Genomic DNA, 15416 nt, shown 5'->3' with positions numbered 1-15416 from the left:
GCGAGCAAGCCCGCTCCCACAAGGGGGGGACGTCCAGATACAACAAAGCCGCCCAAGGGCGGCTTTGTTGATGGGTTCGAAGCTTAGTGCTTCTCGCCAGCGAGCTTGTGCTCGAGGTAGTGAATGTTCACGCCCCCTTTGCAGAAGCCTTCATCGCGGGTCAGGTCGCGGTGCAGCGGGATGTTGGTCTTGATCCCGTCGACCACGATTTCGTCCAGCGCATTGCGCATGCGCGCCATGGCTTCGTCACGGGTTGCGCCGTAGGTGATCAGCTTGCCGATCAACGAATCGTAGTTCGGCGGAACGGCATAACCGCTGTACAGGTGCGAATCGACGCGAACGCCGTTGCCGCCTGGAGCGTGGAAATGCTTGACCGTGCCCGGGCTCGGCATGAAGGTTTTCGGGTCTTCGGCGTTGATCCGGCATTCCAGTGCGTGACCGCGGATGACGACGTCATCCTGGGTGAACGACAGCTTGTTGCCGGCGGCGATGCTGAGCATCTCCTTGACGATGTCGATGCCGGTGACCATTTCCGATACCGGATGCTCTACCTGGACGCGAGTGTTCATCTCGATGAAGTAGAAGCGGCCGTTCTCGTACAGGAACTCGAAAGTACCTGCGCCACGGTAACCGATGTCGATGCACGCCTTGACGCAGCGGGCGAGGACTTCCTCACGCGCGTTCTCGTCGATGCCCGGTGCCGGCGCTTCTTCGAGAACCTTCTGGTGGCGACGTTGCAGCGAGCAATCGCGGTCACCCAGATGGATGGCATGGCCCTGGCCATCGGAAAGCACCTGGACTTCCACGTGGCGTGGGTTGGTCAGGAATTTTTCCAGATAGACCATCGGGTTGCCGAACGCCGCGCCAGCTTCGGAGCGGGTCAGTTTGGCCGAGGAAATCAGGTCCTCTTCCTTGTGCACAACGCGCATGCCGCGACCACCGCCGCCGCCAGCGGCCTTGATGATCACCGGGTAACCCACTTCGCGACCGATGCGCAGAGCGGTTTCTTCGTCTTCCGGCAGCGGGCCGTCAGAGCCCGGAACAGTCGGTACGCCAGCGGCGATCATGGCGTGCTTGGCCGATACCTTGTCGCCCATCAGGCGAATGGTTTCGGCTTTCGGGCCAATGAACGCGAAGCCGGATTTCTCGACCTGCTCGGCGAAGTCGGCGTTTTCCGCAAGGAAGCCGTAGCCCGGGTGAATGGCGGTGGCGCCTGTCACTTCGGCTGCGGCAATGATTGCCGGAATGTGCAGGTAGGAGTGGGCGGCCGATGCCGGACCGATGCAGACGGATTCGTCTGCCAGGCCCAAGTGCATCAGTTCCTTGTCAGCCTTGGAGTAAACGGCGACGGTCTTGATGCCCATTTCTTTGCAGGCGCGCAGGATCCGCAGGGCGATCTCACCGCGGTTGGCGATCAGAACTTTTTCCAACTTCGCAGTCATCAAAGGCTCTCCGCGGTTCAAACGATGGTGAACAGCGGTTGGTCGTACTCAACCGGCTGGCCGTCTTCGACGAGGATGGATTCGATCACACCGCTGGTTTCAGCTTCGATGTGGTTCATCATCTTCATGGCTTCAACGATGCACAGGGTGTCGCCTTTCTTCACGGTCTGGCCGACTTCCACGAAGGACGGCGAGGTTGGCGAAGACTTGCGATAGAAAGTACCGACCATCGGCGAACGGGCAACGGTGCCGTTCAGTGCCGGAGCGGCGGCAGCAGTAGGTGCAGCAGCGGCAGCCGGAGCGGCGGCAGCGGCAGGCGCGGCAACCGGAGCAGGCATTGGAGCCGGTGCGTAGTACTGCTGAGCCGGGGTCTTGCTATGACGGCTGATGCGTACGGACTCTTCGCCTTCCTTGATCTCGAGCTCGTCGATGCCGGACTCTTCCAGCAATTCGATCAGTTTCTTAACTTTACGGATATCCATGAATCATCAACTCCCAAGGGTCGGTCAGGGGCGGTTAACTTGTTGTTCAAGCTGTTCCAGGGCGGCCTCCAGGGCCAGTCGATAACCGCTGGCGCCAAGGCCGCAGATCACTCCCACCGCTACGTCGGAGAAGTAAGAGTGATGGCGGAAAGGTTCGCGTTTGTGCACGTTAGACAAATGCACTTCGATGAATGGGATGCTCACCGCCAGCAGCGCGTCACGTAATGCGACACTTGTATGTGTAAAAGCTGCCGGGTTGATCAAAATGAAGTCCACGCCTTCGCTGCGGGCAGCGTGAATACGGTCGATCAATTCGTATTCGGCATTGCTTTGCAGGTGCAGCAGATGGTGACCGGCTTCGCGGGCACGGCGTTCCAGGTCCTGGTTGATCTGCGCCAGCGTCGTGGCGCCGTAGGTGCCCGGTTCACGAGTGCCAAGCAGGTTCAGGTTGGGTCCGTGCAATACGAGTAGCGTCGCCATCGGCTGTTCCTATGTGATCGGTGTGCAATTGTCAGAACCCGGCGACTATGCCGCAAAGCCTTTGTGACTGTCCAGTTCTATGCAATAGCCAGCACGATGGCCGATGTTTGCGCGAAATATATGACTGCTTGATTAAATGTGGTCATTGGCCCTGGCAATTCGTTCGGCGAAGGCTTTGGCGTCGATCTCGCCGATCACTCGCACATCGGCGCGTTCGACGCCGTCCTTGCCGAAAAACATCAGGGCTGGGGGACCGAACAACTGGTAGCGATCGAGCAGGGTACGTTGCTCGGCGTTGCTGGCGGTGATGTCGAAGCGAATCAGTCGGTAACCCTTGAGGCGTTCGACGACGATCGGGTCGTTCAGCACCTCATGTTCGATGACTTTGCAGCTGATGCACCAATCGGCGTACCAGTCGAGCAGTAACGGTGTGCCGGACGAGCGTGCGTCGGCGAGCGCGCGATCCAGTTCGGCCGGCGTGCTGACGGTTTGCCAGCTGCTGGTGTTTTGCGCAGCTCCGCTATTGTCAGCGATACGGGGTTGGCCAATCGGGTTGAACGGGTCGGTCTGGCCGCTGAAGGCGCCATACCAGCAGGCCAAGGCGTAAAACAGCAGGAACATGCCGAGCAATTGGCCCAGGCGTTTGCGCGGTGGTTTGTAGACGAACTCCAGCGCCCCCATGAACAAACCGACGCCGCCCGCCAGCAAGCCGATCAGCAGCAAAGTGACCTGGCCCGGCAGGACGCGGCTGAGCAGGCCGACGGCCAACCCGAGCAACAACACACCAATGGCGTTTTTCACATAGACCAGCCACGGGCCGCTTTTCGGCAACCAGGCCGCGCCACCAGTGGCCACCAGCAACAGCGGTGCGCCCATGCCGAGCCCGAGCATGAACAACTTCAAGCCACCGCCCAGCGCATCGCCACTGGCGCTGATGTACAGCAGCGCGCCGGCCAGTGGCGCCGAAACGCAGGGTGAAACCAGCAAGCTGGAGACCACGCCCAACACCGCGGCGCCCCACAGTGAACCGCCCTCGGTACGACCGGCGATGCGGTCCAGGCGACTGCTGATGGCGTGCGGCAGTTTCAGTTCGAAGACGCCGAACATCGCCAGCGCGAACAGCGCAAAAAACATCGCGAAAGGCACCAGCACCCAGGCCGATTGCAGCCGCGCCTGCAGATTGAGCTGGGCGCCGAACAGGCCCATCAGCGCACCGAGCAGGGCAAAGCAGGCGGCCATCGGCAGCACATAGGCCAGTGACAGATTGAAACCGCGCCAGCCGCCGACCTGGCCGCGCAGTACCACGCCGGACAGGATTGGCAGCATGGGCAGCACGCAGGGCGTGAACGTCAGGCCCAGGCCGGCGAGGAAAAACAATGCCAGTTCGCGCCAGCTCCATTGATAAGCCGTCGCCGGAGCACCGCTGCCGTCGATGCTCAATCGCTCGGTTTCCGGGGGATAGCACAGGCCTTTGTCGGCACAACCCTGATAGGTCACGGCCAGGGTGAAGGCGCGCGGGTCGGTGCGCGGTAACTCCACGTCGAGAATGCCGTGGTAGACCTCGACATCGCCGAAGTATTCATCGTGCTTTTTTTGACCGTCTGGCAGTTTCGCCGCACCGAGGACGACTTCGGCCGGATCGGCGCGAAACTGAAAGCGGTGGCGGTAAAGGTAATAACCTTCGGTGGCGACGAAGCGCAGCTTGATCGATTGCGGCGTGCTTTCTACCAGGCTCAGCCGGAAGGCTTCACGCACCGGCAGGAAGTCGGCGCTGTTGTTGATCGAACCCAGGGTCGAACTGGGGCGATTCTCCAGCAAGCCAGTGGCGCTGGCTGGCAGGAAAAACACTAAAAACAGCAGGCAGAGCAAACGGCGCATGACGGTCTCGCGTATCGGAATTGGGGGGATGATAGCGGACAGTTGCGGGGCGTGCAGGGCGGGAGTGTTGTGGTGATTGTTCTGACGCCTTCGCGAGCAAGCCCGCTCCCACATTGGTTCTGTTGTGTGCACATCATTTGTGAACACCAGAGATCAAATGTGGGAGCGGGCTTGCTCGCGAAAGCAATCTATCAGACGCGGAAAGCCTGAACGGCTGTATGCAGCCGCCCACCGAGCACCAAAAGGTTTTCCCCCTGCTCACGCCCTTCACCGATACGCAGCAGGTTATCCCCGCCCAACTGGTGAATCCGCTCACTGTGGTCACGGATCTCGCTGACAGCGCCGCTTTGCTGGGCGGTGACATCGGCGATGCGCACTGCCGTGTCGGAAATGGTCTGGATTGCCCCGACTATCTTGTCCAGCGCACCATCGGCGGCCTGGGCCTGGCTGGCCGTGGCTTCGGCGTGTTCGACCTGGGCGCGCATGCCTTCCACCGATTGCCTTGCGGCGGTTTGCAGCCCGGCGATCAGCGTCTGGATTTCTGCCGTGGCCCCGGCGGTGCGTTGCGCCAGTGAGCGCACCTCTTCGGCCACCACGGCAAAGCCCCGGCCCATCTCTCCGGCCCGGGCCGCTTCGATGGCCGCGTTCAAGGCCAGCAGGTTGGTCTGGTCGGCAATCGAGCGGATCACGGTCAACACGCCACCGATGGTGGCCGACTCTTCGGCCAGGTGTTCGATCATTTGCGCATTGCCTTGCACTTCATCCACCAGCGCATGCAGGCCGGTGAGGCTCAGGCCGATGACTTTTTGTCCATGCTCCACGGCCAGGCCCGCATGGCGGCTGGCATCGGCGGCCTGGCTGGCATCACCGGCGACTTGTTGAATGGTCGCCTCCAGTTCGCTGAGGGAATCACGAATCAGCGCCGTGTCGCCGGCCTGATGCTCGGCGCCGCTGTGCAAGTCGTTGCTCAGGTCGGCCAGGGTGCGGCTGCTGCCGGCCACCTGCTCGGCATTGCGGCGAATGGTCCCCACCAGGTCCACCAGATAAGCACGCAGGCGGTTGAGCGAGGCCTCGATGTCCTGCAATTCGCGGTTGGTGTTGCCCAGTTGAATGTCGCGGCTGAAGTCGCCTTCGGCCCAGGTCGACAGGGCCGGGGCGAGGTTGGTCAGGGTCCGGGCCAGTTTGCGCTGCAGGGTATCGATCAGCAGCGCGATCAACAGGATCAAACCGATCATCACGCCTTGCATCAACCGCACTTCACCCTGGATTTGCCCGTGCTGGGCGCGTACCACCGGTTCCAGCCCGGCGATGGCCTGTTGCACGTCGGCGATTTTCAAGTGAGTCGCGGTGCTGAGGTCGGCGCGTTTGCTGATTTGATCGCGGGTGCGCGAGAGCTCGGCCGGGTAGCGGGTGAGCAGGCTGTTGAGCTCACGCTTGAGGCCGACACCGGCATCTTCGGCGACGGTTTTTTCCTGGTTCTCAAGGCCCATCATCGAGGCGAAATCATCGGTGTTCGACTCGCTGCTGGTGGTCACCCCCAGCAGCGGCAGGGCGTCGAGCTTCTCCGCCTGGGTGCGGATGTTGGCCACTTCGCGTTCGACATCGGCGGCCAGTTCACTACGGCCGCTGCTGACCAGTTTGTCCCGCGCCAGGGACAGTTTGCCCAGATGCTGGGAGGCAGCGAGCAGCGGTGTCAGGTAGGCCGCATTGCCATTGGCGTACTGGCTGAGTTGGTCGAGACTGGCGCCCAGCTCCCGCTCGGCCTGCAGCAGCAGCGCTTGCGGATCGCCGGCCAGCTTGCCGGCGGCCAGCAGGTCGGTTTTGCTGAATTCTTCAAGGGTCGACAGGCTGGGGCGCAAGGTCTCGGCCAGGGCCGGTGGCAATTCGCCGAGTTGTCTTTGCAGGCTGTCGATGCCTTGGGCGGCACTGCTCAGGCGCAGTGCATCGCCGCTGCCAAGGTAGTCTTCGACGCTGCGGGCGACTTCATTCTGAAACTGCTGCGACAGGCCCAGGTAGCGCTCCATTAATAGATACGGACGCTCAAGGGCTTTCTGCGACCACCACAGCGTAGCGCCGAGGGCCACGCACACGGCCACCAGAAGGAGGGTATTGAGATTGGTCAGCAGCTTCAGGCGCATTACGGACTACCAACGGCAGAAATGGTAAGTGCCTGAAGTTATTGCGTTTATGTTACAGGGTTATGACCGTATCGGTCGATTCCGATAAAAAAGTGGCACTTTGCTTTGATGTGCGCGCGGCCTGTACGCGATTGCGTCCACCGTCTTTGGCGCGGTACAGCGCCTCGTCGGCCTGACTGGCCATCATCAGGCTGTCGGAGCTTTCGCATAACTCCACCACCCCGGCACTGAAGGTGCACCACAGATCCTGGGGTTGGGCGGGGTAGTGAATCTCGGCAAAACGCTGACGGATTTCATCGAGCACGTTGTAGGCCGCTTCGATATCGGTGTCCGGCATGACGATGGCGAACTCTTCGCCACCGTAGCGGCCGATGAAGTCGGTTTTGCGCAGGCGTTGCTTGAGAAACAGCGCCAGGCTCTTGATCACCCGATCGCCCATGGGGTGGCCGTGGCTGTCGTTGACCCGCTTGAAGTGGTCGATGTCGAGCATGGCAAAGCTCAGCGGCTTGCTCTCGCGACGGGCGCGGAACGAGCAGTCTTCGAGCAATTGCAGGATGTGCGTGTGGTTGTACAGGCCGGTGAGGCTGTCACGGACCATCCGTGCCTTGAGGTTGCGGGCACGTGCCGCGCGGTTGCGCACGGTGGTGATCAGGTGCCGGGGCTTGATCGGCTTGGTCAGGAAGTCATCGCCGCCCTCGCTCATGGCGTCGAGCTGTTTGTCCAGGTCGTCTTCGGCCGACAGGTAGATGATCGGTACGCTGACGTAACGGTCGTTATGGCGGATCACCTTGGCCAGTTCCGTACCGGTGCAGGCCGGCATGTACATGTCGAGGATGATCAGGTCGGGCTGGAAATCCGCCAGTTCAGCCATGGCCTGGATCGGCTCGATCAACGTCCGCGTGACGATCCCTGCACTATTGAGCAGGCGCTCGGTGTGCAGGGCCTGGGCGCGGGAGTCGTCGATGATCAGCACTTTATAAGGTTCGTACTGGGCAACGCAGGTCAGGACTTCGATTTTCTCCAGCAGGCTCGACGCTTCGAGGGTGCCGGTGAGGAACTCCTGGCCACCGGCACGCACGGCGGCCAGACGGGTCGGGGTGTCGGTTTCGTGCAGGCTGAAGAACAGCAGCGGCAGGCGATGGTCCAGGCCTTCCTGGGCTTCGGCAGCCAGTTTCAGGCCGACGCCGGGGCCGCTGAAATCGACGTCCATGACAATCGCCGCCGGCAGGCGCTCGACCATCGATGAGCGAAACGCGTCTACGCTGTCCAGGGACTGGGCGCTGAGCCCGAAGAATTCCAGCTGCTTGGCCAGGCGCTCGGCACGGTCGTGATCCTGCAGCATCACATAGATGGGCTTGCGCAGTGGTGGCAGGAAGGTTTGATCGAGTTGGTCGCCATGGCGCAGGCCGGTGCGAGACAGGCGCTGCATCAAGCGATTGAGGTCGGTGATCAGGCCGCTGCTCAGGCGCCCGCGGTTGGCATCGACGGCCTCCAGGGACTGACCGATATGACGCGCCAGTTGCGTGTGCTCCGGTTGCTCGAAACGCTCGGCGAAACGCAGCAGGCGCAGGTTGGCCTCGCTCAGTTCCGAAAGGTCGGCGGTGGACCACTCACTGCGTTGCAGGCGCTGCCATATCTCAAGAATCTGACGAGCCTGGTGAATTACCCGCTGGGCAAAGTGGTGCTTGAGGCGCTCGCGGCTGGGGTCTTCTGGCTCGGTCATATCCTGACTACTAGTTAGGGTGCACACTGAGGTCGACTGGTGGCTCTATGCTAGCACCACTTTTCCATTACATGAGTGCTGTACGTCAATAATCTGCAATGTGACCCTATTCAGTTTGTGACTGGTCGGTCTGGTTCGGGCCTTTAAAGTCGCGGTGTGCGGTGGGCGAAGTACTTTAATCAGGGCACTTGACGGGTGTGGGGCAGCCATTGGCGAGTGACTGATATTCGGTCATGCATGATTTTTTTGCCCGTGCTGATCGGCTCGGTTTTTCCGGTTTCTGGGGGTAGGGGATTCCCTTATGGTGGCAATCCAGACCATTAGGTGGATTTCGAGGCCGCAGCGTCGCGGGCTGGGCAGGAACACTTTTCATGCGCAAGCCCGGTAATTTTCCCCATCGATGCAAAGGCGGGTGCCGGGCCAAGGCACGTTGTTGTATGGTTGTGGTCGAACCGTCGAACTCAAGAGATTGAAAGGATATCGCCATGCTGGACTGGAAGAACCGCACAGGCAGTGCGCCTGAACGTGCCGCTGAACCGAAGTCGGAGGCCCGCAGTTATCTGGGTGGCCTGTTGTTCAGCCGGGCGCTGGCCACTCTGCTGGGCATCTACCTGTTGGTGGCGAGTGTCCTGGGCTGGTACTGGAGCCAGGAGCCGGCGTTGTTCCCGGTCCAGCAAACCGCTCAAATGGCAGCCGAGAAAGAAGGCAAGCAGATGGTGGTCGGCTACACCACGGTGGAAACCCTCAAGACCGTCGCCGGCACCTTGCTGACCAAGCCGGGTGGCTATATTTCCAACGACCGATTCCCGCCGGGCCTGTGGATGGACAACATGCCGAGCTGGGAATATGGCGTGCTGGTGCAGGTCCGTGACCTGAGCCGTGCATTGCGTAAAGACTTCGCCCGCTCGCAGTCGCAGTCCGCCGAAGACGCCGACCTGGCCAAGGCCGAGCCGCGTTTCAACTTCGACAACAAGAGCTGGGTGCTGCCATCCAGTGAATCCGAGTACCAGGAAGGCATCAATTCCCTGAGCCGCTATCAGGCGCGCCTGTCCGATCCGAACCAGAAGACTGCACTGTTCTATGCCCGGGCCGATAACCTGAACAACTGGCTGGGTGATGTCGGCACCCGCCTGGGTTCGCTGTCGCAACGGCTGTCGGCCAGTGTGGGCCGGGTCAAGCTCAACACCGCGTTGAAAACCGAGGTGGTGGCGCCGGGTGTGGCGCCGCAGGTCGACGAGGAAATCGTCGAGACCCCGTGGATGCAGATCGACAACGTGTTCTACGAAGCCCGCGGCCAGGCCTGGGCTCTGTCGCACCTGTTGCGCGCCATCGAAGTCGACTTCGCCGACGTGCTGGCCAAGAAGAACGCCACGGTCAGCGTGCGCCAGATCATTCGTGAACTGGAAGCATCGCAGGAGCCGGTATGGAGTCCGATGATCCTCAACGGCAGTGGCTTTGGCGTACTGGCCAACCACTCGCTGGTCATGGCCAACTACATTTCCCGGGCCAATGCCGCGGTGATCGATTTGCGTCAATTGCTCAATCAGGGCTGAGTCATGGTCGATAACGCCAGGGAGGCCGCGCACCGCGCGGCGTCCGATGCCGAACAGATCGCCTGGGTCGACGAGCAGGACAACCTGCTCGGCGCCCTGGTCCGCTCCGACTTGCGCGAGCGCGGGCTGATCGGGCGCGGCACCTACATCATGTTGTTCAACTCCGCTGGCGAGCTGTGTGTGCATCGCCGCACCCTGAGCAAGGCGATCTATCCCGGTTACTGGGATGTGGCGGCGGGCGGCATGGTGCTCGCCAGTGAAACCTACGCCGAGTCGGCGGCCAGGGAACTGGAAGAAGAGCTGGGGGTGAGTGGTGTGGAACTGACCGCCCATGACCATTTTTTCTTCGAAGACACCGGTAATCGCCTGTGGTGTTCGGCGTTCTCGGCGGTGTGGGACGGCCCGTTGATCCTGCAACCGGAAGAGGTGCTCGAAGCGCGCTTTTTGCCCATTGGGCAAGTGCTGCGGGAAATCGAGGAAAAGCCTTACTGCCCGGACTCTTTGGCGGCATTGAAACGTTATCTGAGGTCTCGTGGGCAAGACGTCGCAAAAGAGCTATAAATTGGCGCTGATTGGCTCTTAGCAATCGGCGTTTTTGCCGTTACACTGCGCGACCTTTTCAAGCTGTAACGGTATGGCTGTCCCTGTAGGAGCGAGCTTGCTCGCGATGGAGGTCAACGATAACGCGGGCATCCAGAATGAACGCGTCGCCTTTGAGTCCATCGCGAGCAAGCTCGCTCCTACAAGTGAAATGAAGGTCGTACCGTTTCAGTAGCGCTGCCCCTGCCTGAGTGGGGCTTCGCGGTCGATGGCACTTCCCAGGTGCCGCGACCAGTCTTTGTCCTCCAAAGAGGATTGCCGGTGGCCAAAAAAGCCGCATCCTTCGCCGCCTTGGGCGGCCTGGTATTTTCCACCGACGCAGGTCGTCATTGCCCGGAATGCAGTAAACCGGTGGACGCCTGCATCTGCAAACAGACCGTTATCCCGGCCGGCGACGGCATCGCGCGCGTGCGTCGCGAAAGCAAGGGCCGTGGCGGCAAGACGGTGACCACCATCACCGGCGTGCCATTGGCTGAAGATGCGCTCAAGGAGTTGGGTACGACGTTGAAAAAACGTTGTGGTACCGGCGGGGCGTTGAAAGACGGTGTCATCGAAATCCAGGGCGATCATGTCGAGCTACTCTTGGCAGAACTGATCAAGCTCGGTTTCAAAGCGAAGAAGTCCGGCGGCTAGCAGCCTCTGTGAAAACCACCCTCGGCTTGACCCGGTCCTGATGACATTCAGGCCTGGCGTCAGCTACATGGTTTTCACAGAGCCTGTTCATGACCGGTTTCTAAACTCACAGCGGTCGGCGGGGTCTATTGCCTCGTTGACGAACCGTCATTTTCATTCTTTAGACTGCGCCGGCCTGAACCCAGGCGACGCACTATGACTTCTTTATAGGGGACTTCGATGTCCGTACGACGCACACGCAAAGACGATGGCAGCCAATGGACAGTTGCGGACAGCCGCAGTGTTTACGGGATTCGCCATTGGGGGGCCGGGTATTTCGCGATCAATGACGCCGGTCGCGTCGAAGTTCGTCCGAACGGTCCGAGCAGCTCGCCTATCGACCTGTTCGAACAAGTCGACCAGCTGCGCAAAAGCGGCCTGTCCTTGCCGTTGCTGGTCCGCTTCCCGGACATTCTGCAAGACCGCGTGCGTCAACTGACGGGTGCTTTCGACTCGAACATCGAACGCCTGGAATACCAGAGCAAGTACACCGCGCTGTACCCGATCAAGGTCAACCAGCAGGAAGCGGTGATCGAGAACATCATCGCCACCCAGAATGTTTCCATCGGCCTGGAAGCCGGCTCCAAGCCCGAACTGCTGGCGGTGCTGGCACTGGCGCCGAAGGGCGGTACCATCGTCTGCAACGGTTACAAGGACCGCGAATTCATCCGCCTGGCGCTGATGGGCCAGAAGCTCGGCCACAACGTGTTCATCGTGATCGAGAAAGAGTCCGAAGTCGGTCTGGTGATCGAAGAAGCGGCCTCGCTCAAGGTCAAGCCTCAGGTGGGCCTGCGCGTTCGCCTGTCGTCCCTGGCGTCGAGCAAGTGGGCGGACACCGGCGGCGAGAAATCCAAGTTCGGCTTGTCGGCGGCGCAACTGCTGTCGGTGGTCGAGCGTTTCCGCGCGGCCGGCCTGGATCAGGGCATCCGCCTGCTGCACTTCCACATGGGTTCGCAGATCGCCAACCTCGCTGACTACCAGCACGGCTTCAAGGAAGCGATCCGTTACTACGGCGAGTTGCGCAACCTCGGCCTGCCGGTGGACCACATCGATGTCGGCGGTGGCCTGGGTGTGGACTACGACGGTACGCACTCGCGTAACGCCAGTTCGATCAACTACGACATGGACGATTACGCCGGTGTCGTGGTCGGGATGCTCAAGGAATTCTGCGATGCGCAGAGCCTGCCGCACCCGAACATCTTCTCCGAAAGCGGCCGCTCCCTGACCGCCCACCACGCGATGCTGGTGGTGCAAGTGACCGATGTCGAGAAACACAACGACGACGTTCCGCAGATCGAGAACAAGGAAGCGCTGCCGGAAACCGTGCAGTGGCTGGTGGACCTGCTGGGTCCGACCGACATCGAGATGGTCACCGAAACCTACTGGCGCGCCACGCACTACATGAGCGATGTCGCTGCCCAGTATGCCGACGGCAAGCTGACCCTGGCCGAGAAAGCCCTGGCCGAGCAGTGCTACTTCGCCGTGTGCCGTCGCCTGCACAACTCGCTGAAGGCGCGCCAGCGTTCCCACCGTCAGGTGCTGGACGAACTCAACGACAAGCTGGCCGACAAGTACATCTGCAACTTCTCGGTGTTCCAGAGCCTGCCGGACACCTGGGCCATTGACCAGGTGCTGCCGATCATCCCGTTGCATCGCCTCGACGAAGAGCCGCTGCGTCGTGCCGTGCTGCAGGACCTGACCTGCGACTCCGACGGCAAGATCAACCAGTACGTCGACGAGCAGAGCATCGAAACCAGCCTGCCGGTGCATGCACTGAACGAAGGCGAGGACTACCTGTTGGGTGTGTTCCTGGTCGGTGCCTATCAGGAAATTCTTGGCGACATGCACAACCTGTTCGGTGACACCGATTCGGTGAACATCTACCAGAATGCCGATGGCAGCGTGTACCACGCCGGTATCGAAACCCACGACACCATCGAAGACATGCTGCGTTACGTGCACTTGTCGCCGGAGGAGCTGATGACTCACTACCGCGACAAGTGCGCCAGTGCCCGCATCAGCGCAACCGAGCGCACACAGTTCCTCGATGCCTTGCGTCTGGGGCTGACCCGTTCGTCTTACCTGTCCTCCTGAGGCAAGCGTCGCGCTAATCAGGTTGTCTGAAATTTTACCGTTTACCTCGGAAATTTCAGATGACCTGGTGCGACAATTCTCCCGGTCCAAGGGGAATTTCCTGCGTCCTCGACTACCCAACGCATTTGGTCTTCTTTTCGCGTAGGTTATTTCCTAATTTGTATTTCGGCACTCTACTCGGCCATGTCTCTCAGCGAGAATCCCCGGCCGCCCCTCCTGTAGAGAATCGCCGATGTTCAATCCAGTCAACGAACCGTCATTTCGTCTGGATATAGCAGGTCTGCCCGACTCCCTGGAGGTCCTGGCCTTTACTGGTAAAGAGGCCATCAGCGAGCCGTTCGTGTTTGACCTGGAACTGCTGGTCGATGACCCGATGCTTGACCTTGCCAGTTTGCTTTACCGCCCGGCCTCCTTGCATTTCGGTCCCGACGCAAGCCATGTGCATGGACAATTGCATGAACTCGTCCAGCGTGATCATGGCTCGGGACCCCGACTCTGCCAGGTGCGCCTGGGGCCAAAACTGGCTTGCCTGGCCCAGCGCTTCAGCCAGCGAATCTTCAGTGGCCTTTCAGTGCCACACATCCTCGACCAGGTGCTCAAGGAGCACGGCATTACCGGCAAGGACCGGCGCCTGGAACTGAGCGACGAATACCCGCCCCGGGATTTTTGTACGCAATATCGAGAGTCGGACCTGCAATTTCTCCAGCGTCTGTGTGCCGAGGAACGGCTTCACTACCACTTTGAACACCTGGCGCGCGGGCACTGTGTGGTGTTTGGGGATGACCGACAGCATTTTCCTGCCGAGGCAGCGGTGGTATTTCGCAACGAGGGCGGTCGGCCGGCGGTGCGGCAGTTCGAACGTCAGTGCCGCAGTGATACGGCGGCAGTGCATGCCGAATGCCGGACAGACCTTGCGACCTTGCGTAGCGGCCGGCTGATGCCGCTGTCCGGTCATCCGGTTGCCGATTGCAATCGACTCTGGCTGCTGACCCATGTCGAGCATTGGGGCAGCCAGGATACGCTGGCGCCTTACCACAATCAGGCCCGTGCCCTGCGCTGGCCTGCCCGCTTCGAGCCGCCTTGTGCGGCGGTCAAACCCCGGATGCACAGCCTGCAACGGGCGTGGGTCGTCGAAGTCGATGACCCACGCCCCGACCCGGCAAGACCGGTACCGGTGCAATTCGACTGGCTTTATCAGGGCGAAGGCGCCGCGCCCAGTCATTGCTGGTTGCCCCTGGCCAAGCCGTTGCAGGCCGAAACGTTCTCGCCATTGCGGGAAGGGACTGAGCTGGTCGTGAGTTTTGTCGAGGGCGATCCCGATCAACCACAGATAACCGGATTGCTGCACGCACCGGCGACGATCGAGGTGACGAGCACCGACGTACCCCAGGCCGCCTGCACCGATGATCCGGGCGTGGAGCAATGGTTGCGGTCGGGAGAGCCATTGCTGGTGTTGTGCCAGCTGCCTGGCGGTGGCAGCTTCAAGCACTGTGCACAGGCATTGTGCACCTGCCGTCTGGCGACGCAGCTTGGCCAGAGCTCTGGAGCATGATCGCCACACGCACACCCGAGGCTGCCCCGCAGTGGCTGTTGCTGGATGTGCCGGGCACGCCGCAGGCGGGTGCCGCACTTCGGCAGATGTTTGCGCAAGCACGCTGGTCCGGGTTGTTCGAAGGTACGCAGTGGCATGCGCAGCATGACCAGGGGCCGGTGCTGGTCGATCTGCGCAGCTGCCCGGCACTGGCCGACCTGTGCATCGTCGACGGACAACGCTGGCCCGGATTACTGATGGTCAGCGAGGCCAGCGCTTCATCATTGCTGGCCCATTTACGGCGCATGCTCACGGTTACGCTTGGCCCGCACCGGGCCCTTTTGAGCTACTACAACCCGATCACGGCCAGCTATTTTTTCGATGCTTGCGATGCCGCTGAACTGAGTCGCTGGCTAGGGCCCATCAACCAGTTGCGCTGGTTCGGTGGCAGTTGGGCGGATCGCGCGATGGGGTGCGAGGGCTGGCAGCGCTTGTCCAACCCTGGGCTGGCGGTCAGCCCGTTGGCCGTCGAGGAGAGCCTCAGCGCCGGGCAACAGGGAACGCTGCAAACCTGCCTGCTCGAGCAATATGCCTGGCGCTGGAACCAGTCCACCGGTGTTGATTTCTCCCGCCTGTTTGCCCATGTGCAGGAGGGGCTGGCGCTGGGTTTCAGCGAGCGCCCGGTACTTGATGGCTGGATCTGGCTGCGCTTGCAGTACCCCGACGCCGTGCCCGTGCAGCCATTGCCGGGCATGACTCAACAGGAACGTCTCGATAGCCTGCGTCAGCTGTGGCAGAACGACCCACCCTGATGCTCGTTCAT

The 15416-nt window shown here is 61.2% G+C and carries 12 protein-coding genes; 6 read left to right on the top strand and 6 right to left on the bottom strand.

The window, feature by feature from the left end; all coding sequences use genetic code 11:
- Window positions 1-83: 83 nt before the first annotated feature.
- From accC to gcbA, 6 genes are all read right to left on the bottom strand, one after another.
- Window positions 84-1442 (bottom strand): acetyl-CoA carboxylase biotin carboxylase subunit, encoded by a 1359-nt coding sequence (gene accC, locus ACLD1X_RS04195; RefSeq protein ID WP_429366255.1) that lies wholly within the window; start codon window positions 1440-1442, stop codon window positions 84-86.
- A 17-nt stretch (window positions 1443-1459) separates the two neighbouring features.
- Entirely contained in the window at window positions 1460-1924 is a 465-nt protein-coding gene (gene accB / locus ACLD1X_RS04190) for an acetyl-CoA carboxylase biotin carboxyl carrier protein (protein WP_429366254.1), read from the bottom strand.
- Window positions 1925-1948: 24 nt separating this feature from the next.
- Complete coding sequence (aroQ, locus tag ACLD1X_RS04185; protein ID WP_007971361.1) at window positions 1949-2404, bottom strand: type II 3-dehydroquinate dehydratase; 456 nt, start codon at window positions 2402-2404, stop codon at window positions 1949-1951.
- Between the two features lie 132 nt (window positions 2405-2536).
- Window positions 2537-4282, bottom strand: coding sequence for a protein-disulfide reductase DsbD (locus tag ACLD1X_RS04180; protein ID WP_429366253.1), 1746 nt, complete (start codon window positions 4280-4282; stop codon window positions 2537-2539).
- A gap of 191 nt (window positions 4283-4473) precedes the next feature.
- On the bottom strand, window positions 4474-5517 hold the full coding sequence (locus ACLD1X_RS04175; RefSeq protein WP_429366460.1) for a methyl-accepting chemotaxis protein: 1044 nt from the start codon (window positions 5515-5517) through the stop codon (window positions 4474-4476).
- A gap of 955 nt (window positions 5518-6472) precedes the next feature.
- Window positions 6473-8143, bottom strand: a complete 1671-nt coding sequence (gene gcbA, locus ACLD1X_RS04170) for a diguanylate cyclase GcbA (protein WP_429366252.1) — start codon at window positions 8141-8143, stop codon at window positions 6473-6475.
- 485 nt (window positions 8144-8628) lie between these two features.
- On the opposite strand from gcbA, the gene ACLD1X_RS04165 reads away from it, so the two are divergent.
- The 6 genes from ACLD1X_RS04165 to ACLD1X_RS04140 all read left to right on the top strand — a co-directional run bounded on the left by ACLD1X_RS04165 (window position 8629) and on the right by ACLD1X_RS04140 (window position 15405).
- Complete coding sequence (locus ACLD1X_RS04165) at window positions 8629-9696, top strand: DUF2333 family protein (RefSeq protein WP_429366251.1); 1068 nt, start codon at window positions 8629-8631, stop codon at window positions 9694-9696.
- Window positions 9697-9699: 3 nt separating this feature from the next.
- Complete coding sequence (locus ACLD1X_RS04160) at window positions 9700-10257, top strand: NUDIX hydrolase (protein WP_429366250.1); 558 nt, start codon at window positions 9700-9702, stop codon at window positions 10255-10257.
- Window positions 10258-10557: 300 nt separating this feature from the next.
- Window positions 10558-10929: a translation initiation factor Sui1 gene (locus tag ACLD1X_RS04155; protein ID WP_008016777.1), complete on the top strand. Its 372-nt coding sequence runs from the start codon at window positions 10558-10560 to the stop codon at window positions 10927-10929.
- A gap of 219 nt (window positions 10930-11148) precedes the next feature.
- Window positions 11149-13062 (top strand): arginine decarboxylase, encoded by a 1914-nt coding sequence (speA, locus tag ACLD1X_RS04150; RefSeq protein ID WP_429366249.1) that lies wholly within the window; start codon window positions 11149-11151, stop codon window positions 13060-13062.
- Between the two features lie 232 nt (window positions 13063-13294).
- On the top strand, window positions 13295-14614 hold the full coding sequence (locus ACLD1X_RS04145; protein ID WP_429366248.1) for a type VI secretion system Vgr family protein: 1320 nt from the start codon (window positions 13295-13297) through the stop codon (window positions 14612-14614).
- A complete protein-coding gene (locus ACLD1X_RS04140) occupies window positions 14611-15405 on the top strand; it encodes a DUF4123 domain-containing protein (RefSeq protein WP_429366247.1) in 795 nt (264 codons plus the stop codon). The genes ACLD1X_RS04145 and ACLD1X_RS04140 overlap by 4 nt, the downstream gene beginning before the upstream one ends.
- The last annotated feature ends 11 nt before the right edge of the window (window positions 15406-15416 follow it).

The sequence above is a fragment of the Pseudomonas sp. 18173 genome (genome assembly GCF_050432945.1).
In the GTDB taxonomy this organism is placed as follows: Bacteria; Pseudomonadota; Gammaproteobacteria; order Pseudomonadales; family Pseudomonadaceae; genus Aquipseudomonas.
Note: the sequence above shows the minus strand (reverse complement) of the source record. Positions and strands in the feature narration are given on the sequence as shown.

Coding starts and splice junctions, on each gene's coding strand:
- accC (WP_429366255.1), bottom strand. CDS start 1,442: ATGACTGCGAAGTTGGAAAAAGTTCTGATCGCCAACCGCGGTGAGATC.
- accB (WP_429366254.1), bottom strand. CDS start 1,924: ATGGATATCCGTAAAGTTAAGAAACTGATCGAATTGCTGGAAGAGTCC.
- aroQ (WP_007971361.1), bottom strand. CDS start 2,404: ATGGCGACGCTACTCGTATTGCACGGACCCAACCTGAACCTGCTTGGC.
- ACLD1X_RS04180 (WP_429366253.1), bottom strand. CDS start 4,282: ATGCGCCGTTTGCTCTGCCTGCTGTTTTTAGTGTTTTTCCTGCCAGCC.
- ACLD1X_RS04175 (WP_429366460.1), bottom strand. CDS start 5,517: ATGATCGGTTTGATCCTGTTGATCGCGCTGCTGATCGATACCCTGCAG.
- gcbA (WP_429366252.1), bottom strand. CDS start 8,143: ATGACCGAGCCAGAAGACCCCAGCCGCGAGCGCCTCAAGCACCACTTT.
- ACLD1X_RS04165 (WP_429366251.1), top strand. CDS start 8,629: ATGCTGGACTGGAAGAACCGCACAGGCAGTGCGCCTGAACGTGCCGCT.
- ACLD1X_RS04160 (WP_429366250.1), top strand. CDS start 9,700: ATGGTCGATAACGCCAGGGAGGCCGCGCACCGCGCGGCGTCCGATGCC.
- speA (WP_429366249.1), top strand. CDS start 11,149: ATGTCCGTACGACGCACACGCAAAGACGATGGCAGCCAATGGACAGTT.
- ACLD1X_RS04145 (WP_429366248.1), top strand. CDS start 13,295: ATGTTCAATCCAGTCAACGAACCGTCATTTCGTCTGGATATAGCAGGT.
- ACLD1X_RS04140 (WP_429366247.1), top strand. CDS start 14,611: ATGATCGCCACACGCACACCCGAGGCTGCCCCGCAGTGGCTGTTGCTG.